This is a genomic window from Paraburkholderia sp. EG286A (assembly GCF_040965375.1).
GTDB lineage: Bacteria > Pseudomonadota > Gammaproteobacteria > Burkholderiales > Burkholderiaceae > Paraburkholderia.
Window position 1 is genome coordinate 642,097 of record NZ_JBFRCB010000004.1, and the last position, 23,920, is coordinate 666,016.

At 63.8% G+C, this 23,920-nt stretch carries 22 protein-coding genes and 2 pseudogenes; 10 read left to right on the top strand and 14 right to left on the bottom strand.

Annotated features, from left to right (window positions below):
* Positions 1-38 precede the first annotated feature (38 nt).
* From AB4Y35_RS21835 to AB4Y35_RS21875, 9 genes and pseudogenes are all read right to left on the bottom strand, one after another.
* On the bottom strand, positions 39-536 hold the full coding sequence (locus AB4Y35_RS21835; RefSeq protein WP_368705883.1) for a hypothetical protein: 498 nt from the start codon (positions 534-536) through the stop codon (positions 39-41).
* A 570-nt stretch (positions 537-1,106) separates the two neighbouring features.
* Positions 1,107-2,606 (bottom strand): annotated as a pseudogene (locus AB4Y35_RS21840) (phospholipase C); the annotation flags it as partial.
* Between the two features lie 193 nt (positions 2,607-2,799).
* Positions 2,800-3,561 (bottom strand): pentapeptide repeat-containing protein, encoded by a 762-nt coding sequence (locus AB4Y35_RS21845; RefSeq protein WP_368705884.1) that lies wholly within the window; start codon positions 3,559-3,561, stop codon positions 2,800-2,802.
* A 141-nt stretch (positions 3,562-3,702) separates the two neighbouring features.
* Positions 3,703-4,629: a pyridoxal-phosphate dependent enzyme gene (locus AB4Y35_RS21850; RefSeq protein ID WP_368705885.1), complete on the bottom strand. Its 927-nt coding sequence runs from the start codon at positions 4,627-4,629 to the stop codon at positions 3,703-3,705.
* Between the two features lie 116 nt (positions 4,630-4,745).
* Positions 4,746-5,555 (bottom strand): helix-turn-helix domain-containing protein, encoded by an 810-nt coding sequence (locus AB4Y35_RS21855; protein ID WP_368705886.1) that lies wholly within the window; start codon positions 5,553-5,555, stop codon positions 4,746-4,748.
* Positions 5,556-5,678: 123 nt separating this feature from the next.
* A complete protein-coding gene (locus AB4Y35_RS21860) occupies positions 5,679-6,053 on the bottom strand; it encodes an energy transducer TonB (protein ID WP_368705887.1) in 375 nt (124 codons plus the stop codon).
* 319 nt (positions 6,054-6,372) lie between these two features.
* A complete protein-coding gene (locus AB4Y35_RS21865) occupies positions 6,373-6,777 on the bottom strand; it encodes an ExbD/TolR family protein (protein WP_368688018.1) in 405 nt (134 codons plus the stop codon).
* On the bottom strand, positions 6,774-7,412 hold the full coding sequence (locus AB4Y35_RS21870; protein WP_368705888.1) for a MotA/TolQ/ExbB proton channel family protein: 639 nt from the start codon (positions 7,410-7,412) through the stop codon (positions 6,774-6,776). Before AB4Y35_RS21870 ends, AB4Y35_RS21865 begins: the two co-directional genes overlap by 4 nt.
* A 25-nt stretch (positions 7,413-7,437) precedes the next feature.
* Entirely contained in the window at positions 7,438-9,789 is a 2,352-nt protein-coding gene (locus tag AB4Y35_RS21875) for a TonB-dependent receptor (RefSeq protein ID WP_368705889.1), read from the bottom strand.
* A gap of 85 nt (positions 9,790-9,874) precedes the next feature.
* Between AB4Y35_RS21875 and AB4Y35_RS21880 the strand changes: the two genes are divergently transcribed.
* Both AB4Y35_RS21880 and AB4Y35_RS21885 read left to right on the top strand, forming a co-directional pair.
* Positions 9,875-11,284: a hypothetical protein gene (locus AB4Y35_RS21880; RefSeq protein ID WP_368705890.1), complete on the top strand. Its 1,410-nt coding sequence runs from the start codon at positions 9,875-9,877 to the stop codon at positions 11,282-11,284.
* 11 nt (positions 11,285-11,295) lie between these two features.
* Entirely contained in the window at positions 11,296-11,919 is a 624-nt protein-coding gene (locus tag AB4Y35_RS21885) for an ATP-binding cassette domain-containing protein (RefSeq protein WP_368705891.1), read from the top strand.
* Positions 11,920-11,961: 42 nt separating this feature from the next.
* On the opposite strand, the gene AB4Y35_RS21890 is transcribed toward AB4Y35_RS21885, so the two are convergent.
* A complete protein-coding gene (locus AB4Y35_RS21890; RefSeq protein ID WP_368705892.1) occupies positions 11,962-12,135 on the bottom strand; it encodes a hypothetical protein in 174 nt (57 codons plus the stop codon).
* Between the two features lie 228 nt (positions 12,136-12,363).
* Between AB4Y35_RS21890 and kdpF the strand changes: the two genes are divergently transcribed.
* The 6 genes from kdpF to AB4Y35_RS21920 all read left to right on the top strand — a co-directional run bounded on the left by kdpF (position 12,364) and on the right by AB4Y35_RS21920 (position 19,594).
* Positions 12,364-12,522 carry a K(+)-transporting ATPase subunit F gene (gene kdpF, locus AB4Y35_RS21895; protein WP_368705893.1) on the top strand — a complete coding sequence of 53 codons (159 nt, stop codon included), beginning with the start codon at positions 12,364-12,366 and terminating at the stop codon, positions 12,520-12,522.
* A 147-nt stretch (positions 12,523-12,669) separates the two neighbouring features.
* Positions 12,670-14,373 (top strand): potassium-transporting ATPase subunit KdpA, encoded by a 1,704-nt coding sequence (gene kdpA / locus AB4Y35_RS21900; RefSeq protein ID WP_368705894.1) that lies wholly within the window; start codon positions 12,670-12,672, stop codon positions 14,371-14,373.
* A 9-nt stretch (positions 14,374-14,382) separates the two neighbouring features.
* Complete coding sequence (gene kdpC / locus AB4Y35_RS21905) at positions 14,383-15,087, top strand: potassium-transporting ATPase subunit KdpC (protein ID WP_368705895.1); 705 nt, start codon at positions 14,383-14,385, stop codon at positions 15,085-15,087.
* A 13-nt stretch (positions 15,088-15,100) separates the two neighbouring features.
* A complete protein-coding gene (gene kdpB / locus AB4Y35_RS21910; protein ID WP_368705896.1) occupies positions 15,101-17,194 on the top strand; it encodes a potassium-transporting ATPase subunit KdpB in 2,094 nt (697 codons plus the stop codon).
* A gap of 106 nt (positions 17,195-17,300) precedes the next feature.
* A complete protein-coding gene (locus AB4Y35_RS21915) occupies positions 17,301-18,869 on the top strand; it encodes an ATP-binding protein (protein ID WP_368705897.1) in 1,569 nt (522 codons plus the stop codon).
* Positions 18,866-19,594 carry a response regulator gene (locus AB4Y35_RS21920; protein ID WP_368705898.1) on the top strand — a complete coding sequence of 243 codons (729 nt, stop codon included), beginning with the start codon at positions 18,866-18,868 and terminating at the stop codon, positions 19,592-19,594. The genes AB4Y35_RS21915 and AB4Y35_RS21920 overlap by 4 nt, the downstream gene beginning before the upstream one ends.
* 139 nt (positions 19,595-19,733) lie before the next feature.
* Here AB4Y35_RS21920 and AB4Y35_RS21925 read toward each other — a convergent pair whose 3' ends face one another.
* Positions 19,734-20,000, bottom strand: a complete 267-nt coding sequence (locus tag AB4Y35_RS21925; RefSeq protein WP_342923243.1) for a hypothetical protein — start codon at positions 19,998-20,000, stop codon at positions 19,734-19,736.
* A 122-nt stretch (positions 20,001-20,122) separates the two neighbouring features.
* Here AB4Y35_RS21925 and AB4Y35_RS21930 point away from each other — a divergent pair, with 122 nt between their 5' ends.
* Positions 20,123-20,653: an isochorismatase family protein gene (locus AB4Y35_RS21930; RefSeq protein ID WP_368705899.1), complete on the top strand. Its 531-nt coding sequence runs from the start codon at positions 20,123-20,125 to the stop codon at positions 20,651-20,653.
* Positions 20,654-20,672: 19 nt separating this feature from the next.
* Here the strand turns inward: AB4Y35_RS21930 and AB4Y35_RS21935 are convergent, their stop codons facing one another.
* The 3 genes from AB4Y35_RS21935 to AB4Y35_RS21945 form a co-directional block, all read right to left on the bottom strand.
* A complete protein-coding gene (locus AB4Y35_RS21935) occupies positions 20,673-20,813 on the bottom strand; it encodes a hypothetical protein (RefSeq protein ID WP_368705900.1) in 141 nt (46 codons plus the stop codon).
* The gene (locus AB4Y35_RS21940) at positions 20,810-22,039 is read right to left on the bottom strand and encodes an MFS transporter (protein WP_368705901.1); all 1,230 of its coding nucleotides are present in this window, start codon (positions 22,037-22,039) and stop codon (positions 20,810-20,812) included. Before AB4Y35_RS21940 ends, AB4Y35_RS21935 begins: the two co-directional genes overlap by 4 nt.
* A 112-nt stretch (positions 22,040-22,151) precedes the next feature.
* Positions 22,152-23,072 carry a LysR substrate-binding domain-containing protein gene (locus AB4Y35_RS21945; RefSeq protein WP_368705902.1) on the bottom strand — a complete coding sequence of 307 codons (921 nt, stop codon included), beginning with the start codon at positions 23,070-23,072 and terminating at the stop codon, positions 22,152-22,154.
* Between the two features lie 94 nt (positions 23,073-23,166).
* On the opposite strand from AB4Y35_RS21945, the pseudogene AB4Y35_RS21950 reads away from it, so the two are divergent.
* Positions 23,167-23,913 (top strand): annotated as a pseudogene (locus tag AB4Y35_RS21950) (alpha/beta fold hydrolase); the annotation flags it as partial.
* Between the last annotated feature and the right edge of the window lie 7 nt (positions 23,914-23,920).

Here is a 23,920-nt window from a genome sequence, read left to right on the forward strand (position 1 = left end):
AATTCTCAAATCGTTCACCGCGAGAATGTCGGCGAGTGCTAGTTGCCCTGATCGGACGACGTGCTGCTGTTGTGGGGCGCAGATAGCGGTCCATAGCGAAGGTGCTGCGCCACCGACATGGGCACTTTGGGCGAGAACATGCCGACGATCGTGAGCGCGTAGACGACTGCCGCGACGCCCGCCACGACGCGAACGGGACGGGCGATCGCCGAATTGCCGACGACGATGTTGAGGTAGAACCAGATGCCGAGCAACGCGAGCAACAGCAGGCGCGGCATGGGCTTCCAGCCGTCGCGCCCGACTTCGGAGATAGACCAGACGAGTGCCGCGACGAGCGTGAAAAAGACGCTCCAGACGCCTGCTGAGCGGCTTCGCACCATGAGGGTACCCGAGCCGATCAGCGCGAGGCCGGTGACGACGTAGTAGGGCGTGGAACCCATTGCGACGAGCCAGCCGCCAAGCACAGCGAAGGCGGCGCCCACCAGTACCAGAACCTCCCCCGTCTCGGCAGGAGAGGCCTCGTGTCGGTTCGACATAGAAGAGCCCCCGCTCATGCAAATGTCTGGCATCGCGTCGCGCGACTCCAAAAGCCGTCTGGGTCTCTGTGGGTCATCTGGCAATCGGCGTTCACGTCAACGCGCTTCGCTTGTATTGCAATCCTCGTACCCTCTCGAGCGTCAGAAGAATTTGCAACGGCCTGTGTAAAGACGAGGGCGTTATTCGTTCGATACATAGCGCCACGTTTTTATCCCGGGCCGTGACCGAAGCCACAATCAGCCATAGCGCAGGCGGCGCTCGGGGCGGACGCGTAGCGGCCAGCAAATGGAGGTGAGACAGATTTGGATTCCAAATCAACCATATGAATTATCAGGAGGCTGTAAACGGCGGAGACGAATTGCGGAGATGCGTTGACATATCTACAAGAAGCCAGTGTAGAAATGGCGCACACTGCATCGTTTACCCTTGCGTTGAATCGAAATCAAAACTGGAATGCCTCTCGAATTCCGCGCTGCCTGGCGCCAGACCTTCGCAGGCTGACCGACTGGCAGCCCTGTCGGCGGGTCGAGAAGCAGCCTGCGCTGCGCGAGGTCTTCGTCGCGGCGGCCGAAATCGAACATGCCCATGATGCTGCCGGCCTTGCTGTCGAACGATCCGCCGCCGATGCGTTGTCCGTCGAGCCAGTTGTCCTCGATGAAGCGAACGACCGACGACTGGTCGATCAACGTATGGTCGACGTAGTTCTCCTTTGCCCACGGCGAAATGACGAGAAACGGAATGCGTGCGCCCGGGCCGCAGCGGCCGTTCACGGGTTTGCCGTTTACGCCGTCCTGCGCGGAGCCGGTACCGCATTTTCCCTGGCCGTTGAGGTGATCGGCGAACGAATCGTATGACGCGCTCGTCGGCAGTGCGTAAGCGTGGTCGTACCAGCCATCCGAGTCATCCCACGTCACGACGATGGCGGTGCTGGTCCAGTCCGGCTGGCGTTGCAGGAAGTTGACGACCTTCGCGACGAACGCCTGCTCGTCGAGTGGATCCGAATAGCCCGCGTGACCGTCCTGGAATGCGGGGGCCTTGAGAAAGCTCACGGCCGGAAAGTTCCCGGCGCTCACCGCGCCAAAGAAGTCGTCGGAATCGTACTGATGATTGGCTGGGTCCGGAGTTCGGCCATCTCTTTCCAGGGTATGCCCGATCGCTTCGATCGAACTGGGGCGCAGATGCTTCGGGTTCGACGTCGACGCGTAATACTGGAACCAGTTGTGGTGTGGCACGTAGTCGGCCGTGGCCGCACCGACGACTGCCGATAGCGTGCTGCGCCTGCACGCGGTCGTGCCGTTGCTGTTCACGGTCTCGAGGTCGAAGCCGCCCATGAAGCCGCCCCACGAGATATTGCGGGCGTTCAGGAGGTCGCCGATATTCCGGCCCGTCATCAGGATGGTGTCGCGCTGGCTCGAGCATTGGTCGAAGGCAGGATCGACGTCGTCGATCAGCGTGAAGCCGCCCTGTCCGTCGTTCACGTAGTAGGAGCCCGGGACCGAAGGCTTTTTCGTCGTCCGCACGGGCCTCACGCCGTTGGTTTGACCCGAGACCACCTCCAGCGCGCCTGGCGTCGACGGGCCATAGGTCGACGACCAGGCGTTGTCGCTCATCGCGAATCGCTGTGCGTAATTCCACAGCGCGGTGACCGTGTTGCCGTCGTAATAGCCCATCACCTGGCGACGGCTTCCAGACTCACTGGCGCTGTCGTTCGGCCCTTTGCCCGTGTACTTCGGGAACAGGTCGGCGGCGCCGTTGTCATAGGCTTGCTGTTCTGCCGCATAGGCGTGATCCTGGTCGGCGGTGGCCGCCTGCGTACGGTCGATGCGGAACGGGTTCGCTGCGCCCGTGCCATTGGCCGGATTCGTGGCATTCGGATTTCTGGAGAGGAGTGGGCCAGTCAGACCGTTCACCCTGGGCGTACCGGGCAGCGCGTTGAACGCCGGTTCGTCTGAGGGATTCGCCGCATGCGGATAGGTCGCGAAGTAATGATCGAACGAGACATTCTCTCCATAGATCACGACCAGGTGCTTGATCGGGGTGGCAGTATGAAGATCGTTCGGCCGATTCATGTGCTGGTCGTCATTCGCACCCCATGCAATGGGCAAAGAGAATGTCGCGGCTATGAGCGAACCAAGCGCTAGATGACGCCAGTGCATGTCGGGCTCCTGTAAGTAGCGTTTCCTCGTAGCGCAATGGGAGTTCCCGGCTGACGTTGCCGTGGCGATCGCAGGCAAAGGCCAGCTCGTGCTGGCCTTCACCGGGTTACAACACGCGCACGCCGCAGTCTCCAACCAGCATCACGGCTTGATCGACGGAGAGTATCGTGCCTTTGAGATGCTGCAGCACATCGGAGAGTCGAAACCCGCTTAGGTCTACAGAGCGTAGGTCCGCACCGTCAAAGCGGCTGTTGCGCAGCTGTGCGTTGCGCAGGCTGCCGCCTTCGAATACGGCGTCGCGAAAGTCGCAATCGGACAGATCCGCGTCGGTGAAGTTCAGTGCCTCGAGGGTTTGTTTCCGGAAGGAGAGCCCCTTCAGGTCTGCGCCAACCAGCAGTGAATCGTGAAAGCTGAGCCCCAGGGTGCGGGCGTCGACAAAGCGGGCGCCCGTTAGCTTCACCTCGGTAAACGCCGCCGAGGCGAGTTTCGAGCCTGTCCAGTCGGTATTGTTCAGATCACTGCGGTAGAAACGCGCGTCGCTCAGATTGGCGTAGCGAAATCTCGCGGCTGCGCCCTTGCACGCCAGCCAGCGGCTTCTCGAGAGTTCGCAGTGCTCGAGCAGGGTGTGCTCGAAGCTGCACTGTGTGAATCGGGCGGCGCGGAGATCGAGATTCGAAAGATCTTCGCCGTCGAAACTGCAGTGCTCGAACGTCGGTTCGTCGCCGCATTCTCGCAGCAGGCGGGTCAGCGCTTCGCGGTCGAAAGTCAAACCGCTGAACAGCGCTCCTGCTCCGGTTGACGGGTCTTTTGTGTTGGTGCGCATCTGTGCAGACTCCTCATTCTGAGGGATGCGCAGCGTCTTCTCCACAGCGCGTCCCCTCAACTTGGTGAAAGTAAGGTTGACGCCGCGGCGGAATTAGAACCCAGCAACTGGGCGCAGGAGATACCAACCTGCCACTCTATTTTCGGCGGAGAAGATTCTATCGTTTCCGCCGTCGCGGGCACAAGGTCATCGGCTATCTGCCTCGCTAGCCCACGCGCGTATCTGGTCGATGGTGGCCGTAGCGCCGCCGCATACGACAACCAGAATCTTCCTGTATCGGGTCAAGGCCGGATGCCTTTCGTAGGCGACGGACAGCGCTGCGCCGCAAGCCGGCTCGACCAGAATGCGGTGATCCGCGAGAAAACGCTCGCAGGCAGCGAGTGCGCTGGAGTCCGACACGACGAGACTGTGGACAGGGTGCTCGCGCACGCAGCGCAATGCCTGCTCGCACACGCGCTTGGCGCCGAGTGACGTGGCGACGCTGGAGATACACGGCAACGCCACCGTATGACCCGCCTCGATAGCGGCATGGAGTGAAGCGGCGCCATCGGTTTCGACGGCCAACACCGGCACGTCGTGCCAATGATTGCGCTGCAGGCCTTCCACCACGCCAGCAAGCAGACCGCCGCCGCCGACGGAAAGCACGACGGCATCCGGCTTGAAGCGGGCCTGGGCAACTTCATCGATCATCGAGGCATGGCCGTGCCACAGCAGCGGATCGTCGAAGGGATGCAGAAACGCGTCCGTCGCGCCCAGCAAAGTCTGCGCGAACTGGTTTGCCTCTTGCCAGGAACTGCCGTGCACCACGACCTCGGCAGCTTCCAGGCGGAGCAACTCCTTGGCGCGTTCCGTCGTCGTTTCCGGCACCACGACTAGCACCGGAACGCCCAGGCGCCGGCCCGCATACGCCACGGCAAGACCCGCATTCCCCCCGGACGAGGAAACGAAACGCTGCGCGCCACGACTTTGGTGGACAGAGCAAGCATGGCCGATGCCCCGGATCTTGAACGATCCACATGGCTGCAAGGCGTCGAGCTTGAGCCACACGGATTGTTCACCAGGGACGCTCAAGGCGCGCGACTCCACCAAAGGGGTTTCAAAGTGCAGATTCATTGCGATGGGCTTCCAGGTTTGCGATCGGACCAACCGTTCTTCTGCTGATCCTAAAGAGGAAGGGGGAGTCTGGCTTGTAAAAAATTGACGCGAGAGGCGAGTGAAGGTCCATCGGCTCAGTAGGCGGACGGGGCCACGCCAAACGCGTGACGGAACGCCTTGTTGAAATGGCTTTGATCGTAAAACCCGACGCCCTGGGCGACTTCGGCGATGGTTTGCTTGCCGCGTGCCAGCAAGGTGCACGCTTGTTCCAGTCGCAGACGCAGCAGCCAGGCGTGTGGCGTCATGCCAACCGTCTGCTTGAAGCGGCGCAAAAAATGAAAGCGCCCCAGGCCGCACATGGTAGCCAGTTCATCGAGCGTGATTTTCTCGGCCAGATGAAACAGGCAATAGTCTTTGAGCCGTTGCCTGTGCATGGGCGAGAGCGTGCCTTGAATGGCCATCGGCTTGATGGCTCCCGACTGGTTAAACAGGCAATACAGCAGGGAAAGCCATTCCGACTGCACGGATAGCGAGGAAGCACCCGGCGACGATCGCATCGCGTCGTGGAGCTGCAACAAGTGCGCAGCCAGTGTCGGATTCTCGATCATCATGGCTTTCAGATCGGGCTCGCGAGCCGAGTCCGTTACCTCGGTCGTGACGTCTTGCAGCAGGTCCCGGGACAGCCTGAAGGTCCTCAGCGTATACGCATTGCCGCTTTCTCCAGCGCCGTCATGGATCTCGCCGGGCGGCATCAAGGAAATGCGACCCGGCCCGAGCAGTACTGCCTCGCCGTTCGCGCATTGGCGCTGAATCCCTTCGGTCACGAGCCCAACGTGATAGTCAAGATGGTAATGCCGGCCGAAATTGAACGCCTTGAAACGCCCAGTGCCAAGAACCAGTCCCGGAAGATCGACGAGCCGTTCGTACTCCACGCCATCGCTCATTTCAAATCACGTAGTCACTCTTGCGGCAGATTTAAGGGGCCGCACCAGACGCGAGCGTCGAGGCACTCGAGGCTTTTTCCGGCGCGGCACGACGAGTATATGTCAGCAGCCGCGCTGCCGGCCTTACTCGATATTGAAATGGACGCGGATGTCCTGTTCGCTTTCGACCGGATGCCCTTGCTTCATTGCGGGGAAAAAATGCCAGTTTCGAAGCGTCTCCAGCAGCAACTGGTTCAGGCGCGGGTTCTGGGTGGGCTTGACGAGCGCGACGTCGACCGAACCATCGGGATGGATCGTGAAGCGAGCTAGCGCGATGGCCCGATATGCAGACTCGCGCAGATCATCGGGAAGCACGGGCAACGGCTGGATGAGCGGATGCGCGGTGGTATCGCCGGACGCTGCGGAAGCGGTGCCAGACGGAGCGGAGGTAGCCGATGCGGTTTCGGCGTTGGCACGGGCTGTCGTGGCGGCCGGCGGCGCGGGCACGGGCGCCGGCAACGGGGATTCGGTATGCGCAGTCAAGCGCGTGGGAGCCGGCGCCGCAGGCCGATTCATCGGCCGAACCACGCGCACAGGGCGGGATGGCGCTGCGCTGCTCGGCGCAGGGCGTGCGGCTGCGGCCTGCGGTTGGGGCGGCGCTGGCGTTGTGATTTCTACCACGCGCGCATCGAGCGTCAACGAACGGGCGGGTTGCGAATTTTCCGCAAGACCGGCCACGAACATATTGACGAATGCGGCCCACACCGCGAGCGCCACGACGCATCCGGCCACGGCTCTCGGACCGCGCGCGTCAAGCAGCCTGACGAAGCGCGCGGTGCTACGGCTGGTCACGGTGGACCGCAATGAGGAAATGGCCGGCTCCGCCCAAACGGGCTTGAAGCATGGCCTGAACGACCAGCCCGTTCGGAGCGCCGGCGTCCGCGGCCACCACCACGTTTCCATCGGCAGCGAGCTGCCGCTTTACTGTTCCCGCCACTTCATCGAGCGGCACGTCCTGGCGGTTCACCGCGATCTGTCCGCCGCGGCTTACGCTGAGCGTGAGGGGCTGCTGCGCGGCAAGCGGTTGCGCCGCGCCGCGCGGCAGATCGAGTTTGACCGCGTCGAGCCGCTGCATCGTGAGCGACGCGAGCATGAAGGTGGCGAGCAGGAAGAACATCACATCGATCATCGGAATGATCTCGATTCGACCGCGCTTCGATGCCCGGGAACGGCGCAGCTTCATGACGTTTGCGCCTCGTGTTCCTGCGCGAGTCTCACGTTGCTGAGCCACGTGCTCGCGATCGCTTCGAGCTCGTCCATGAGCCTGTCGATGCGCCTCGAAAAATAGTTGAAGGCGAACAGCGAGACCAGTGCGATCACGAGGCCGATGGCGGTCGCCACCAGCGCCTGCGCCACGCCGCCGGTTACCCCGCCGGGATTGACGAGGCCGTTATTTCCGAGCAACCGGAACGCATGCATCATGCCGACGATCGTCCCCAGCAGACCGAGCAGCGGTGCGGCTGTCACGATCGTTTCGAGCACCCACAGGCCTCTCGACATGTCGCGCTGCACGTCGAGTGCGAGCGCGCCGGCCCTGGCCTCGATCCACCATGCGGGCTTCGCCGCGTGACCGATCAACGGTTCGAGCAGCCTGCGCAATGCGTGCTGCGGCGGTAGTCGCAATAGCGCAGCGGTGCGATCGGGCTCGTCCGCCGCATGGGCTTGCGCCTGCGGGGCGGCGGGAATGACCGCGAAGCGCCAGAACACCCACGCGCGATCGAGCGTGATGACGAGCGCAATGATGGCGAGCAGCGTGAGCGGATAAACGACCCATCCGCCAATCCGCGCGGCCTGCACGATTCCTGTCCAGTCTTGCATGAAAGCACCCGGTTATCTGGTTCCGTCAAAAATATTTGGTGAGTCCTGCATAGAACGCACGATAGGGACCGTATTGAGGCGCGAACACGCCGATGCCGGAACCATCGCGCAACGCATAGGTTCTGCCGAACGCATTGACCACCACGACACGCCCATCCATCTTGCCGACCACGGGCAGGTTGAAATGCTCGATGACGGCCAGATTGATCTGCGCATAGAAGGGCATCTTGCCGGTGTTGGCAAAGCCGTTGCGCAGGCCGCTGCCTGCCGTGCCGTCCATCGTGAAGGTAGTGCGATGCCAGTTGTAGGCGCCGCCGAAGGACGCCGTCACCCGCTGGTCGTGATCGAGGAATACCCAGTTGTTGCTGATATAGGCCAGTTCGTCCGCGCCGAAATTGAACTGGGCGGAAGTGACGTTCTTGCCCATTGCGCGGCTGTAGGCGAGGTTCAGATACGCCGACACGTTTTCATGCTTGTAATTGGCCGTGAATTCGACGCCATAGACACGCCCGTACTGGTAGTTGAACGGCGTATAGATGAGCGCCGCGCCAAACTGGCCGAGGTCGAGCAGGTTGTGCGCCTTCTTGTAGTACGCGTCCAGCCCCAGCGTGAGATCCGCGCCGACTTGCTGGGTCACGCCAAGATCGAAGTAATCGGCGCGCTCGGGCTGCACCGGATCGTTCTGCGTGACCTCGCTCTGATTGGTCGTGCCATTGAAGCGGCTGATGGTGGAACTGGAAACCAGCTCGAACGAAGGCGGCGTGAAGTAGCGGGCGTAGCCGGCATGAAACGTCGTCGTGGGCGTCAGCTTGACCACCGCGCCAATGCGCGGACTCAACTGGTTCGCCTGCACGTATTCGTCCATGCCGTCATAGCGCAGACCGTAATTCAGGGTGAGCCTGTCGTTGATCTTCCACTCGTCCTGGATATACGCGCTGTACAGGTAACCCGTCTTGCTGCTCGAATCGGAGAGCGTGAAGGGCACATCCGAGGTCTGATTGCCGTTGGCGTCCGCGGGGAAAACCGACACGTTGTCCCAGAAGTTCGCATGCTCCTGCTGAAAGAGCACGCCGGCGCGCAGCGTGTGGTGGTCGTTCAGACGGTACGTGGTATCGGCCTGCAGGCCGTTGGCGGTATCGCTGTGGAAGTCCTGCGAGGCAACTCCGTTGAAGATCAGGTCGCCGACCGGGTCCGGGTTGAACTGGGTGCGCGTATAGCGCGTGAAAAACGCAACCTGATAGTCGAGCGCCCCGCCGTTGGTCCCCTGCAGCGCGACGACCGCGAAGTTGTTCAGCTCCGACTGGGTTTCGTTCAGGTTGGCGGAGTCGAACGTCGGCACGCCGGCGAGCATGAAGTTCGGCGTGAGGCCGGGCGTATTCGGGATCTCGAACTGGTTGCTCGTCGTGCCGAACATCACGCTCACGCGCGTGAGCGGGTTGATGATGTACGACATATACCCGAAGGCATTGCCCTGGCGCGTGTGATCGTGGATCGGACTCGGCGACGCGGTGGGCGCCTCGATGCCCAGATTGTTCTCGCCCAGCGAACCGCTGAAGTAATAGCTGAAATCGCCCTTGCTGCCGTAGACATCGGCGCTCGTCTGGATGGTCTGGTGACTGCCGCCATAGACATCGATCGAGCCGCCGTTGCCGAGATCGCCCGATTTGGTGCGGATATCCACGATGCCGGCCGTGCGGTAGCCGTATTCGGCCGGCAGCGCGCCGGTCAGGAGATTGAGCTGGTCGATGATGCGCGTATCGAGCGATTGCCCGAAACCGCTGATCGGCTCGGGAATCAGAATGCCGTTGATCCGGTATTGCAGGTCGGCGTGGTCGCCCCGCACATGCACCTGGCCGTATGAGTCGTCCGCGACGCCGGGGGCCTGCAGCAACACCTGGTTCAGCGGCGTGTTTTGGCCTTGCGGCATGGCCTGGATGTCGGCCTGGGTGATCCGGTAGATGCTGCTGCCCGTCTCCGGCAGCAGGCCATTGCGCGCCTCGTTGAGCCGCTTCGCGTTGACCTGCACGTCGAGCGTGCCGCCCCTGGTCAGAACCACGGCCACGCTGGCCGGACTCGCAGGCGCCGTGGTCGCGAGCTGCGAGGCTGCGGCGAAACCGGGCGCCGTGACGGTCACCGCGTAGGTGCCCGTGGCAATGTGAAGGAGTTCGAAGTGTCCAGTCGCATCGGTCGTGGTTTGTCCCGCCTGCGCGCCGCTCGCGTCCTCGAGCACGATGGCGGCATGATCCACCGGCTTGCCGGTCGTGTCCTTCACTGTGCCGTTGAGTGTGGTGCCGGCGTCTGCGGCCTGCGCCTGACTGGCCGCGATCATGGCGAACGAGACTAGCGCCGCGCGGGCGATGAGTGTGCGGTGGATCATGATGCGGTCTGGAAGCGTTATTGTTTTCCGCGCGCACCTCGCAAAGCCTCGGCTCGTCGCGGAATTGAAATGCAATGATATAACATTGCATTTCAATTCCGCCAGAGTTGACTGGATAAAAATCGAAAGTCGATACAGAAATAAATATGAAAGTTATTTGTCGGTTATTTTAAATAATAGAGGCGGAGTGCCCACGAAAGGTGGGTGCGGTTGTTGCACCGCAGCCGGCGTGGCACGATATCGGGTCCGCCTCGTGCACGATTTCGCGACTGCGTTAAGGGAAACTGAAAACATGATGTTGTCCTGCCGACTGCGCTGGTACGCCCTCGCGACGTCTCGCCTGTTGCGCAGACATTGGCAGGCGCTGACGCTTTCAATCCTGCTGTTGCTGCCGGCGATGCCTGTGTTCGCCCAGACGCGGATTCTCGGTGCGCCGGTCCTCGCCGCGCTCGCGCCTGCGCACGGCATGCAATGGCGGTTCGTGTGGGTGCACCTGCTCGAAGCCGTCGGCATGCTGTGGGTGCTCGCGCAACGTAGCGCTATCACCGGCGGCGCGTTTGCCGCCTTCCTCGATTCGTTGCCCACTTCCCATGGCCGCCGCCGCGCCGTCGATATTGCTGTCGTGCTCGTCGCGAGTACGCCGCTGTTTCTGCCCGTGCTCGCCGCCGCGGTCGCGCTGGCCTTTCTGCCGCAGAAGGCAGGCAACTATCTGTTCGTTCTCGATCTGCTGCTGATTACGCTTGGATGGCAATTGACTGCGTTGTCGCGCAGCGCGCGCAACGCGGTTCCGTTGGTTGCCGCCAATCTCATCCTCGTCGGCGCGCTGCAGACGGGCGACTCGATCAGGCCGGCGCTGCTGCTCATCCCCCTGCTGCTCGCGGCGTTTGCGATCGCCCATACACCGGCTGCTTCGACTTCACGGCCTGGACCGCTTGGCGCGCTCGCGCGCCGCCTCATGGGCTGCGTGCGCGCTAACGTTGGGCAGGGCCTTTCGCCTGTGACGAGGCTGCAGATCGGCATCGTGTGGAATCGCGCCGCAGGCGTCTTCGCACGCTACCTGGTGATGGGCTCCGTCTCGGCCTCCACCTGCTTGCTGCTTGGCCTCTGGAACTTCGACGCCCGCGCCGTGCCCCTGACGTTGATATCGCAGGCCGTGACTGCGCTGGTCGCCGCGACGACCTATCGCGATTTGCGCGCGGCGCACCTTCGCGCGGGGCAGTTCACGCGATCGCTGCCGATTGCAGCGGCGGTGCAACCGCGTGCCGATATGCTGACGGTCGCCGCGCTGGCGCTGCCGTTCGCCTGCGTTGCGCCGCTGCTGCTGGTCGCACATGGCGTTTTGCCGTGGTGGTCGGCAGCGGCGCTCCTGTGCTCGGGCGCGCCGCTCGTTGCCTTGCTGTATCTCCCGCAGCGTTACGCGCCCCGGCAATCCGTCCTGCTCGGCACGATGTCGGCCGCGATCTGGGTCGCTGCCGTCTGGCCATTGTTCACTTGATAGATTCCACCATGCTTCGATTCGAAAACCTCGGCAAACGCTTTGGCGAGCGCGTCATCTTCCACGGATTGCATTACGCCAGCGGCGCCGGATGCGTGGCACTCTGCGATGAAAACGGCAGTGGCAAATCCACGTTGCTCGGCATCCTTGCCGGCGCGATCGAGGCCGACGAAGGGGAGGTCTGGCTCGACGGTCATTCGCTGCGTGCCGATCCGCTCAAGGCGAAATCTGCGCTGGCCTACGTGCCTGACGACTGCATGGCGTATCCGTTCCAGCCCGGTCGGGCGTTTCTCGAACTCGTGGCGTCGACGAAGAAGACCACCGTCGACGCCCGCACGCTCGATCTCGCGGATCGCTTCGGCCTCGCACCGCACCTCGATAAGCGCTTCGAGCAGATGTCGCTCGGCACCCGCAAGAAGCTATTCCTGACGGCGACGATGCTGGGCGAGCCCGCCGTCGTCATCGCGGACGAGCCGGGCAACGGGCTCGACGCCGCCGCGCGCGCAGTTCTCATCGATCTGTTCAGGAATCTGGCTAAAGACAGTGCGGTCTTCTTTTCGAGTCACGATTTGCGGCTTGCGCAGGCTTGTGAGGCAAAAGTCACGAGTTTTGCCGATCTTGGTATGGCCGTGTGAGGCGCAGTCGGTCTGCAACATGCGTGACTCGTCCTGCTATGGCTACATCGACCGGTCGCGATTGCGCGCACGCGTGGCGCCCGTGATCACCGCGATGCCGAGCAGTATCACCACCACGATCTCGATGATGTGCAGCGCAACATGCAGCGCCATCAATGCCCACGCCACGCCGCCAATGAAAATGATCCATCCGATCAGATAGATGAGCAGGGTCATCGTTCTTCTCCTTGTGATTTCGGCCTGGGTGCAGTGCAAACAACACCATTGGCGAAAGGGCGATCAACCCGCCTTTCACCAGGCGCAATAGGTCGGCGCACATTGCGCGCCTGACGTCGCCAGGGCGCGCGGCCGACGTCGACCTCTTAACGTGGTCTTAACATCGGCCGTCAAAACTCAGCGCCGTCTTTAGATCATTTTGCATAGAGTGCAGGCCACGATTCCAACGTGAGCCTGACCTATGCCATTCCAGCCCCGATCCACGCCTCGCCGTCCTGCTTTCCTGCCTGCGGGAGGGTATCGCTCATGACCGCTCTCGCCGGTCTGCTTGCCGCGGGCCTGTTCGTCTATCTGATCTACGCACTCGTCAAACCGGAGAGGTTCTGACCGTCGCACGCGCCGGCACGACCCATCTGTCGTCAATCACCATTTCACGCCATGAACGACCTTATCTACCTGCTTGTGTTTTCAGGCTTCTTCGCACTGACCGCGGGCTTCACCATCGGTCTGGACCGGATCTGAGAGGGATCGCCAATGCTTCATGATCTTGTGCAGTTCATCCTGCTGTTCGCCTTCATGACGGCGCTCGCCATCGTCATGGGCAAATGGCTCACTCGCGTGTTCACGCATGAAGGTCACGCTGCGCCGGAACGCTGGACCTACGCCCTGCTCGGTGTAGACGCCAACGCCAGGATGTCCTGGAAGCACTACGGCCTGGCGCTGCTCGTCAGCAACGCCGCCATGATGCTGCTCGGCTACCTGCTGCTGCGCGTGCAGGCGCTGCTGCCGTTCGATTCGCTGCAACGCGCGGCGCAGACGCCCGATCTTGCCTTCAATACGGCGGCGTCATTTATCACCAACACGAACTGGCAGTCGTATTCGGGCGAAAGCAGTCTCTCGAACTTTTCGCAGATGGCCGTCATCACGTTTCTGATGATGGTCAGCGCGGCAACCGGTGTGGCCGCCGCCGCGGGTTTCATACGCGGCCTTGGCCGCCGCAGCGCCGCGGATATCGGCAACTACTGGGTCGACTTCACCCGCGTGCTTTATCGCGTCCTGTTGCCGCTTTCCCTGCTCATGGCGCTGGTCTATGTCTGGCAGGGCATGCCGCAGACGCTCACGAGCGAAACGGTCGCGAAGACGCTCGAAGGCGCGCAGCAGCACATCGTGCTGGGGCCGGTCGCCAGCCTCGAGTCGATCAAGCATCTCGGCACCAATGGCGGCGGCTTCTTCGGCATGAACGCGGCGCACCCCTTCGAAAACCCGACGCCGCTCACCAACACGCTGCACATGCTCTGCATGCTGCTGATTCCCTCCGCGCTGACCTACACGTTCGGCAGCATGCTGCTGCGCCGCCGCCAGGGTTGGGCGTTCTTTGCCGCATTCAGCGCGATGTTCGTGGTTTGCGTGGCGCTGATCTACGGAGCGGAGCATGGCGGCAACCCGAACTTCGCACCGTTGGGCGTAGACCAGCAGGCGAGTCAACTGCAGGCCGGCGGCAACATGGAGGGCAAGGAGTTGCGCTTTGGTATCGCCCAGACGAGCATGTTCGTCGGCGTGACGACGGCCGCGACGACGGGCTCCGTCGATGCCATGCACGATTCGCTCATGCCCATCGGCGGCATGATCCCGATCGTCGAGATGATGCTCAACAATGTGTTCGGGGGCGACGGCGTCGGCTTCATCAATCTGATCACGTTCGCGATTCTCACTGTGTTTCTGGTGGGCATGATGATCGGGCGCACGCCTGAATTTCTCGGCAAGAAGATCGAAGCGCGCGAGATGAAGCTCGTGATGATCGCGGTGCTGGCGCACCCGGCGTCGATATTGGTGCTGACCGCGCTGGCGGCGATCTGGCCGGATACGCAGGCGAGCCTGAACAATGCCGGCCCGCACGGCTTCAGCGAAATTCTCTACGCGTTCACCTCGGGGACGGCGAACAACGGTTCCGCGTTCGCGGGCCTGAATTCGAACACGCCGTTCTTCAATACGACGATTGCCTTCGCCATGCTGTTCGGCCGCTATTTCACGCTGCTGCCCATGCTCGCGGTGGCGGGCTCGCTCGCGATGAAAAAGACCGTGCCGGAAGGGCCTGGCACGCTGCCGACCGCGACGCCGCTATTCACGGCACTCCTCGTGTTCGTGGTGGTGCTCGTGGGCGGTCTGACCTTCTTCCCGGCGCTCGCGCTCGGCCCGGTGGTCGAGCATCTGATGCTGACCAATGGACACTTGTTTTAAGGATGTCGAATGAATTCGAATATGCAGAGTGCGCGCGCGGCAACTGAGCCCGCGCAAGGCGCCGCGTCACCCGCGCCTTCACTGCGGGCGTTGATGCGCCCGGCGCTGGTGTCGGCGGTGTTTTTCATGCTGTTGACGGGGCTGGCCTACCCATTGCTGACGACGGGCATCGCGCAGGTGCTGATGCCATCGCGGGCCAACGGCAGTCTGATCGAAAAGCAGCACGGCGTGGTCGGGGCGGCGCAGATCGGCCAGGACTTTACGCAGGCGCGCTATTTCCATCCGCGGCCGAGCGCCACGCTCGGCGCGGACCCCAAAAATCCCGCGCAGACGGTCGCGCAGCCGTACAACGCGGAGTCGAGCGGCGCCAGCAATCTCGCGCCGACCAGCAAGGCGTTGATCGATCAGGTTGCGTCGAGAGCCGCGGCCTACCGGCGCGAAAACGGTCTCGCAAGCACGACGCCGGTCCCCGTCGACGCGGTGACGGCCTCCGCCTCCGGCCTCGACCCCGACATTTCGGTGGCGAATGCGCTTCTCCAGGCGCAGCGTGTCGCGCGTGCGCGCGGACTCGCCGAGGAGCCGATGCGCGCGCTCGTCGTGCAGCACACCAGGGCGCCACAACTCGGCGTGCTCGGCGACCCGCGTGTGAACGTGCTCGAACTCAATCTGGCGCTCGACGCGCTGTCGTCTTCGGCGGCGCAAGCGACCCAGTAACCGGAGTATCCCGATGAATGTACAGAACGAATTCAGCCTTCCCGCACAGGAGGCCGCGCCACCTGCGGCGCAGCGCCCGCGCTGGGGCAGTGTGATTGGCGAGGCGTTTGCGAAACTTTCGCCGCGCGCACAGTTGCGCAACCCCGTGATGTTCGTGGTCTATGTCGGCAGCATCGTGACCACGCTGCTCTGGGTGCAGGCGCTGTTCGAAGGCCCGGCGCGAGGCGACGCGCATCCAGGCTTCATTCTCGCCGTGGCCGTCTGGCTCTGGTTCACGGTGCTGTTCGCCAACGGCGCGGAGGCGCTGGCGGAAGGACGCGGAAAGGCGCAGGCGGCAGCGTTGCGTTCGGCGCGCAAGCGCGTCATGGCGAGGGTGCTCGAAAAACCCGAATTCGCCAGCGCCTTTTATCTCGTGCCGAGCGACGAGCTCGTGGCGGGCAAGATCGTGCTCGTGGAAGCGGGCGAGATGATTCCCGCGGACGGCACGGTGATCGACGGCGTGGCGTCGGTGGACGAATCGCCCATCACCGGCGAATCGGCGCCGGTCATTCGCGAGTCGGGCGGCGATTTTTCGTCGGTGACGGGCGGCACGCGCGTGCTGTCCGACTGGCTCATCATCCGCACCACGGCCAATCCGGGCGAGGCGTTCCTCGATCGCATGATCGCGATGATCGAAGGCGCGAAGCGCGCGAAGACACCCAATGAAATCGCGCTGACCATCCTGCTCGTTGCGCTCACACTGATTTTTCTGCTCGTGTGCGCGACCTTGATGCCGTTCTCGTCGCTCAGCGTCACGTTGAGCGGGCACGGCGCGCGCGTCGGCCTCACTGCACTGATCGCGTTGCTCGTCTGCCTGATTCCGACGACCATCGGCGCGCTGCTCTCGGCGATCGGGGTGGCCGGCATGAGCCGCATGATGCGCGCGAACGTGATCGCCACCTCGGGCCGCGCAATCGAGGCCGCGGGTGACGTCGACGTGCTGTTGCTCGACAAGACCGGCACGATCACGCTCGGCAACCGCCAGGCATCGACCTTCCTGCCTGCTGCGGGCATCGAGGAACACGAGCTGGCAGATGTGGCGCAGCTTGCCTCGCTCGCCGACGAGACGCCCGAAGGCCGCTCGATCGTCGTGCTCGCCAAGCAGCGCTTTGGCTTGCGCGGGCGCGAGCTGCACGGCAGCGTGCCGGTGCCGTTCAGTGCCCAGTCGCGCATGAGCGGCGTCGATATCGGCGAGCGGCAGATTCGCAAGGGCGCGGCCTCCGCCGTCGAAAAGCACGTCGTGAGCCTGGGCGCCGCGTTTCCCGCGGAAATCCGCCAGACGGTGGAACAGGTGGCGCGGCGCGGCAGCACGCCGCTCGTGGTGGCCGACGGCGAGCGCGTGATGGGCGTGGTCGAGCTCAAGGACATCGTGAAGGGCGGCATCAAGGAACGCTTCAGCGAACTGCGCGGCATGGGCATTCAGACCGTCATGATCACGGGCGACAACCGTCTCACCGCCGCCGCGATCGCGGCGGAGGCGGGCGTGGACGACTACCTGGCCGAGGCGACGCCAGAGGACAAGCTCGCACTCATCCGCAAGCTGCAGGGCGAAGGGCGCCTCGTGGCCATGACCGGCGACGGCACCAACGACGCGCCCGCGCTCGCGCAGGCGGATGTGGCCGTAGCCATGAACAGCGGTACGCAGGCGGCCAAGGAAGCGGGCAACATGGTGGACCTCGACAGCAATCCCACGAAGCTCCTGCGCGTGGTGGAGGTCGGCAAGCAGATGATCATGACGCGCGGTGCGCTCACCACCTTCAGCGTGGCGAATGATCTGGCAAAATACTTTGCGATCATCCCGGCGGCATTCGTCGCGACGTATCCGGCGCTTTCGGCGCTCAACGTGATGCGCCTGCACAGCCCGGAATCGGCGATCATGTCGGCGGTCATCTTCAATGCGCTGATCATCGTCGCGCTGATTCCGCTGGCGTTGAAGGGCGTGCGCTATCGCGCCGAACCGGCGCAGGCGCTGCTCACGCGAAACCTGCTGATTTACGGCGTGGGCGGGGTCATCGCACCGTTCATCGGGATCAAGCTCATCGACCTGCTGGTATCGCCTTTCCTCTGAGGCGCGCGTTGCGGGATTAACCACACACGGGGGCATCGCCCCCGGTTTTCATTTTATGGACATGCACGACGAAGCGCGCCCACACCGCGCGCCAATCGAAAGACTGATGGCCTGCGTGAGCGCGAAGCGCTCGCGGCGGCGCAAGCAGGCGCGGGAACGGGCGCTTGCCGATGCGCGGGAGCGCCCGTCGCCGGCTGGCGGGTTTGGCGCGGCGCTGCTCGCCTGCGGCGCGACCACGCTGGCGGCCAACGAGCTGCTGCGTGTGTTTGCGGCCTCGAACGTCGTGATGTTGTTCCTGTTCGTGGTCGTGCTGCTGTCGTTGCGCTATGGGCGGCTCGTTGGCGCGTGGTCGGCGCTGCTCAGCGTGGGGAGCTTCGACTTCTTCTTTGTCGATCCGCGCTTTTCTTTCGCAGTCTCCGACACGCAATATCTGTTCACGTTCACGCTGATCCTCGTGGTCGCGCTCGTCACGGGCCAGCTTGGCGCCGGACTGCGCGAGAAGGCCCAGGTGGCGACGGCCGGCGAGCGCCGCGCCACGGCGCTGGCGCGGGTGGCGCGCGAGCTTTCGGGTGCGATCTCGGCGCAAGAGGTCGCGCATGTGTGCGCGCAAACGCTCGCACTGCTCGTACAGGTGCGCGTGGCGCTCGTCGTGGCGAGCGAGCGCGGCACACTGCGCACGATCGGCGAGGCCGATTTCGTCGACGACTCGATTGCACACTGGACGTTCGCGCATCTGCATCCCGCAGGCGCGGGCACGACGGCGTTGCCAGGCGCGCGGGCGCTCTATCTGCCGCTGCGCGGGCCGATTGCTACACGCGGCGTGATCGCTGTGGTCGGCTCCGACGGCGCGCCGCTCGCGGACGCCAGTGCGCGCGGACTGCTCGAAGCATGCTGCTCGCTAATCGCGCTGGCGCTGGAGCGCTGCCACTTCATCGAAATCGCACAGTCGGCACAACTGCGCGTAGAGGGTGAGCGCTTGCGCAACGCCTTGCTCGCGGCAGTCTCGCACGATTTGAAGACGCCGCTGACCGCCATCGGCGGCCTCGCCGAGACGCTCGAACGCGCAGATGCACTGCCCGACGATGAACGCCGTGTGGTGTCTCGCGCCATTCGTTTGCAGACCGAAGGATTGCATCGGCTGGTGACGAATCTGCTCGATCTTGCGCGCATGCAGGGCGAGGGCGTGCGCCTGAACAAGGAGTGGCACGCGCTCGACGAAATCGTCGGCAGTGCGTTCGCGCGGCTCGGCACGTCGCTCGACGCGCACCTCACCCGTACCGATCTCGCCGCTGGCCTGCCGCTCATCGAACTCGACGCCATTGCGTTCGAGCGCGTGCTCGTGAACCTGATCGACAACGCCGTGAAATACACACCGCCCGGCTCCACCGTCACCGTCCGCGCGCACGCTGTGGGCGACTGTGTGCACGTTGTGGTGGAGGACGACGGGCCGGGCCTGCCGCGCATCGAAAGCGAGCGCCTGTTCGAGGCGTTCGCGCGCGGCGTGAAGGAGTCGTCGATCACGGGCGTGGGGCTCGGCCTCGCGCTGTGCCGCACGATCGTCGAGGCGCACGGCGGTGCGATCGAAGGCGAAAATCGCGAGCCGCGCGGCGCGCGCTTCACCGTCAGCCTGCCTATGCGCACACCGCCCGATTTTCTGGAGGAACCCACTGCATGAGCAAGCCCCGTGTGCTGATCGTCGAAGACGAGGCCGATATCCGCCGTTTCGTGCGCATGTCGCTCGAGCGCGAGGGAATGAGCGTGTTCGAGGCGGCGGACGCAGCCCAGGGCCGTGTGGAGTGCAGCACGCGGCAGCCCGATCTCGTGATCGTGGACCTCGGGCTGCCCGACGAAGACGGCAAGGCGCTGATCCGCGACCTGCGTGGCTGGTCGCGCACGCCGGTGGTGGTGCTTTCGGCACGCGATCGCGAGAGCGAGAAGGTCGAGGCGCTCAATCTCGGCGCCGACGACTATCTGACGAAGCCGTTCGGCGTGCCCGAGCTCATCGCCCGCGTGAAGGCGCAGCTGCGGCGCGCGAGTTTCGTGAGCGTCGCCGGCACGGGCGACGCGGCGGTCCAGTTCGGCGAAATCCGGGTGAATCTGGCAACGTACGAAGTGACCCGCGCCGGCGCACCAGTCCACCTCACGCCAACCGAGTTCCGCCTGCTCGCGGCGCTCATTCGCGGCTATGGCAAGGTGCTGACGTATCGGCAGTTGCTGCTCGATGTCTGGGGGCCGACCTATGTCGATCGGCCGCAATACCTGCGCGTGTATATGGCCGGCATCCGGCAGAAGCTCGAAGAGGATCCTGCGCGTCCGAGGTTCCTGATCACCGAATTGCAGGTCGGATACCGGCTTGCCGGCCTCGAATCCCACGCTCAGCGCAGCCCCGGCGGCGGCTAGTGCGCCGCTAAGGTTTGCTAACCAGTCATATCGGCAGTCCTGACAAACGGCAAGCCGCGCCTCAGAAGCCTGCTGTTGCCGGCAGGCTTCTATTCGAACAACGACAGCAGACCGTTTGGCAGAACGGCACGCGGGCTAGTTAGTGCCCATGCGCCTCGCGGAATCCGGCGTCCTTCTCGAGTCGGCGAGCGTGGTTGCCGACGTGGAATCCCGCTGAAATCACAAACAGGACTCCGGCGAAAGGCCAGATATAGATTGCCAGCGAGAAGCAAACCCAGATTGCTTCCTGTGGCGGATACGCCTGGAGTGCCCAGACAAGACAGGCAACTGGCAACAGCATCAGACACAGCGCCGACCGGGTGAGAAAGGTGGCGGCTCTTGCTTTCTTTAGCGTCTCTGCTTGCATGCCTGGCTCCATAGGGAATGGCATTGGGAGATAGAGTCGCATGGCGACCATTTGTCGCATACTTAGTAATATCCCTGACAGGTGCCATTATTGCGCACTGCAATCTGCGAAAAGGATTCGCGATGCTGCATAGCCTTTCCGAATCGATCGTAGTTCTGATCGACTTGCAAACGAGACTGATGCCGGCGATTCACGACGGCGCATCCGTTGTCGCTCAAGCCCTCAGGCTCGGGCGGATGGCTCGGGGTCTCGATGTTCCGGTCATCGGGACAGAACAGAATCCGGGCGCCCTCGGCGAAAACACACAGGAAATAAAGGATTTGTGCTCGACGACTGTTGCAAAGCACCATTTCGACGCTACCGCCGATGGTCTGTTGGAAGCGCTGCCTGAAGGGCGAACCCGAGTCATCGTCGCGGGATGCGAGGCGCATGTCTGCGTATTGCAGACGGCGATGGGTTTGCTGCATCGCGGCCTGCCGGTCACTGTCGTTGTCGATGCGATGGGTTCGCGCAAAGCCGTCGACAAAGAGGCGGCCATTGCGCGGTTGAACAAAGCGGGCGCCGAAATGGCGACGGTCGAGATGGTCGCGTTCGAATGGCTGCGCTCGAGCCAGCATCCGCGCTTCCGCGACATGCTGCAGTTGATCAAGTAAGCCGGCTGCAGCGGCACGATCATTTGCAAAATGCGGCGCCAGAGAGCAAGGCAATCATTGTCGACGGTGCGAGATACTCCGCGAACGTCCAGACAATAAGCGCTCCGAATGAAATGGCCAGCATGACCTGCTTGACGCGCACGGCCAACACCTCGCTCATGAAGGCTGGCCCGCGATCATGGCGCGCTGCGCGACCCGCTCGTCGTCGATCGGCAGGTGCATCAATCCCGCGACGATGCCGAGCGCGATCGAGCCTTGCCAGAGCAGCCCATAGCTATGCGTCGCGTCGAACACCACGCCGCCCAGCCAGACGCCGAAGAAACTGCCGATCTGATGCCCGAGAAATACGAAGCCGAACAGCGTCGAGATATAGCGCACGCCGAACATCTGCGAGACAATCCCGCTCGTCAGCGGCACGGTGCCGAGCCACATGAATCCCATCGCGAACGCGAACACATAAAGCGTGAAAGGCGAGAGCGGCAAGGCGAGGAACAGCGCCATCACACCCGCACGAGCGAAGTAGATCGCCGACAGCAGATACTTGCGCCGCAGAAATCCCCCAGCGTAACCGCAGAGAAAGGTGCCTGCCGTGTTGGCCAGCGCGATCAGCGCGAGCGCCAGACTCGCTTCGCGCGCGCTCATGCCCTTGTCGAGCAGATACGCCGGCAGGTGTGCGGCGATGAACGCAAGCTGGAAGCCACACGACAAAAAGCCCAGATTGAGCAGCCAGAACCCGCGATGCGCGAACGCCTTGCCGATCGCACGGCGCAGGGTGTCGTGCGTATCGATCGCGCCGCTGCGCGGTAGCGGACGATCGCGCAGCCATGCCGCGAGCGGCGCACTGGCGAGCATCATGGCGGCGAGCACGAGAATGGCCGTGACCCAGCCGAATCTGCCGATCATCCCTTGCGTGAGCGGCACAACGCAGAACTGGCCCAGGCCGCCGAACATGCCCGCCACGCTCAGCGCCCAACTGCGTTGATCGGCTGCAAAAAGCCGCGAGAGCGCGCCATAGACGGCGCCGAAGGCGGTTCCGGACAATGCCACGCCGAGCACCACGCCCACGCCCAACGTGTAGATGCCAGGCGTCGCGCTGAGCGCCATCATCGCGAGTCCGAGCGCGTAGAGCAGGGCGCCCGCGAAGATCACGCGCGCGGAGCCGAAGCGGTCGGAGATCATGCCCGTGAGCGGCTGTGCAACGCCCCACAGCAGGTTTTGCAGCGCAAGGGCGAGGCCGAACGTCTCGCGCGACCAGCCGCGCTCGAGCGTGACGGGCAACAGAAAAAGCCCTTGCACGTTGCGCACGCCGAGCGCCGCGCCCATCACCACGCCACCCGCGATCACGAGCAGCCAGCGGCGGCGGCATGCCTCGTCCATTTCGGTCATCGTTCGCCTCCTCGCACTGGGCGCTTCGCAGTTGCGCCGCGTTGCGCCTAGTAGAGCGCGGGAAGGCGCGTGGGCTCAAGCGAGTTTTTGGCACGCTTCGCATGCATGCTGATCATGTGATCTGGCTTTGGCGAGCCTGCTCGACGATCCAGTCGATGACGGCGCGCACGTCGTCGCGCGGCGCTTCGTCGGCCCGATGCAGCCAGTAGGCGTAGCCGGTCGGGCCCGCCGCGCGCGCATTGCCGACGGAGGCGAGCCTGCCGTCGGCAAGCAGCGGCTGCACGAGGGCGAGGCGCCCGAGCGCGATGCCGCGGCCGGCGGTGGCGGCCTGAATGACCTGGTCGTACTGGTTGAAACGCAGCACCCCGCGAAGCGGTGCGCCGTCGAGGCCGCGCGCGTCCAGATGATCTGCCCAGCGCAGCATCGGGCGGCGCACGCCTTCGAATTCGAGCAGCACGTGGCGCGCGAGCGTGGCCGCGTCGAGCTTTTTCACGTTCAACGAAGGATGCGCGACCGGCAATACGTATTCGTCGTACAGATGCACCGCGCGATTCGCTGACTCCGGCGCGATGCGGGCCGGCGCGTAGCGCAGGGCGAGATCGATGCCTTCGGCGCGCAGATCGAGCACCTTCTCGGAGGTTGCAAGGCGCAGATCGATATCGGGAAGCAGGCGCTGCAATTCGCCGATGCGCGGCAGCAGCCACAGGCCGGCAATGCCGATGCTGGCGGTGATCGTCACCGGCTGGCGCGTCTTGCGCGTGGCCAGCGCGCCGACGATTTCCTGCATCTGCTGCACGGCGCTGTCCGCAACGCGCAGCAGGCGCTCGCCCTCCGGCGTGAGCGAGATCGAACGATAGCCGCGGTTGAAGAGGCGCACGCCTAGCGCCTCTTCGAGCGCGGCGATCTGGCGGCTTACGGCGGACTGGGTCACGCACAGGTCGTCGGCGGCGAGCGTGATGCTCATGCGCCGGCCCACCGCGACGAAACCGCGAATGAGGTCGAGAGGAGGGAGTTTCACGAGCGGCGCTGACATGCGTTTTCCTCATGCGGAAGCTGCGCAAAGATTGATTGAAGCGGCGGGCGAGGTCAAGTGAAATCGATACTCCGTTTCTTCATGGAGCACGTTCATGCGTTCAGCCGATCCGGGCGAGGCGCGTCCTCTCGCCGTCGCCATCACCGCCGCCGATGGTTTTGCGCTGCGCGCTTATGTGTGGCGTCGTCACGCGCTGCTGAACACGGACGCTTCGCGGCCGCTGGTCATCGTCAATTCGGCCACGTCGGTGCGCTGCCACTACTATTTCCGCTTTGGCGCATGGCTGCACCGGCAGGGTTTCGATGTGCTGGTCTACGACTACCGTGGCATTGGCGGCTCGCAGCCCGTCGCGCTCGCAACGCTCGACGCGAGCTGGCTGGAATGGGGCGAACGCGATTTCGAAGCGGTGCTGCACTACGCGCGAAGCCTGTTCCCGGGGCAGCCGATCGACGTCGTGGGGCATAGCATCGGCGGCTTCCTGATCGGGCTCGCGCCGTCGAATCATCTGATTCGGCGCGTCTTCACCGTCGGCACGCAGTACGCGTACTGGCGAGACTACGCGCCGCGCAGCATGCCGCTCATGCTCTGGAAATGGCATGTCGTGATGCCGGTTTTGACGGGGCTGATGGGCTATTTCCCCGCATCGTGGTTCGGATGGATGGAGGACACGCCGCGCGGCGTCGCGAAGATCTGGAGCCGGGGCCGCGCCCGCTTCGAAGACACGCTCAGTAAAGGGTCGCTGGCGCGCACGCCCGAGCAGCGCGCGGACATCGTCGCTCGCTTTGGCAACATGCGTGCGCCGATCCTCGCCGTCAGCTTCCCCGATGATCCGTTCGGCACGATCCGCG

Excerpts from the sequence above, each read along its gene's own strand:
- AB4Y35_RS21925 (WP_342923243.1), bottom strand. The coding sequence starts at position 20,000 with ATGCAAGCAGAGACGCTAAAGAAAGCAAGAGCCGCCACCTTTCTCACC.
- AB4Y35_RS21865 (WP_368688018.1), bottom strand. The coding sequence starts at position 6,777 with ATGAAGCTGCGCCGTTCCCGGGCATCGAAGCGCGGTCGAATCGAGATC.
- AB4Y35_RS21870 (WP_368705888.1), bottom strand. The coding sequence starts at position 7,412 with ATGCAAGACTGGACAGGAATCGTGCAGGCCGCGCGGATTGGCGGATGG.
- AB4Y35_RS21945 (WP_368705902.1), bottom strand. The coding sequence starts at position 23,072 with ATGTCAGCGCCGCTCGTGAAACTCCCTCCTCTCGACCTCATTCGCGGT.
- AB4Y35_RS21940 (WP_368705901.1), bottom strand. The coding sequence starts at position 22,039 with ATGACCGAAATGGACGAGGCATGCCGCCGCCGCTGGCTGCTCGTGATC.
- kdpA (WP_368705894.1), top strand. The coding sequence starts at position 12,670 with ATGCTTCATGATCTTGTGCAGTTCATCCTGCTGTTCGCCTTCATGACG.
- AB4Y35_RS21835 (WP_368705883.1), bottom strand. The coding sequence starts at position 536 with ATGTCGAACCGACACGAGGCCTCTCCTGCCGAGACGGGGGAGGTTCTG.
- AB4Y35_RS21915 (WP_368705897.1), top strand. The coding sequence starts at position 17,301 with ATGGCCTGCGTGAGCGCGAAGCGCTCGCGGCGGCGCAAGCAGGCGCGG.
- AB4Y35_RS21930 (WP_368705899.1), top strand. The coding sequence starts at position 20,123 with ATGCTGCATAGCCTTTCCGAATCGATCGTAGTTCTGATCGACTTGCAA.
- kdpC (WP_368705895.1), top strand. The coding sequence starts at position 14,383 with ATGAATTCGAATATGCAGAGTGCGCGCGCGGCAACTGAGCCCGCGCAA.
- AB4Y35_RS21875 (WP_368705889.1), bottom strand. The coding sequence starts at position 9,789 with ATGATCCACCGCACACTCATCGCCCGCGCGGCGCTAGTCTCGTTCGCC.
- AB4Y35_RS21920 (WP_368705898.1), top strand. The coding sequence starts at position 18,866 with ATGAGCAAGCCCCGTGTGCTGATCGTCGAAGACGAGGCCGATATCCGC.
- AB4Y35_RS21885 (WP_368705891.1), top strand. The coding sequence starts at position 11,296 with ATGCTTCGATTCGAAAACCTCGGCAAACGCTTTGGCGAGCGCGTCATC.
- AB4Y35_RS21935 (WP_368705900.1), bottom strand. The coding sequence starts at position 20,813 with ATGAGCGAGGTGTTGGCCGTGCGCGTCAAGCAGGTCATGCTGGCCATT.
- AB4Y35_RS21855 (WP_368705886.1), bottom strand. The coding sequence starts at position 5,555 with ATGAGCGATGGCGTGGAGTACGAACGGCTCGTCGATCTTCCGGGACTG.
- AB4Y35_RS21850 (WP_368705885.1), bottom strand. The coding sequence starts at position 4,629 with ATGAATCTGCACTTTGAAACCCCTTTGGTGGAGTCGCGCGCCTTGAGC.
- kdpB (WP_368705896.1), top strand. The coding sequence starts at position 15,101 with ATGAATGTACAGAACGAATTCAGCCTTCCCGCACAGGAGGCCGCGCCA.
- AB4Y35_RS21890 (WP_368705892.1), bottom strand. The coding sequence starts at position 12,135 with ATGACCCTGCTCATCTATCTGATCGGATGGATCATTTTCATTGGCGGC.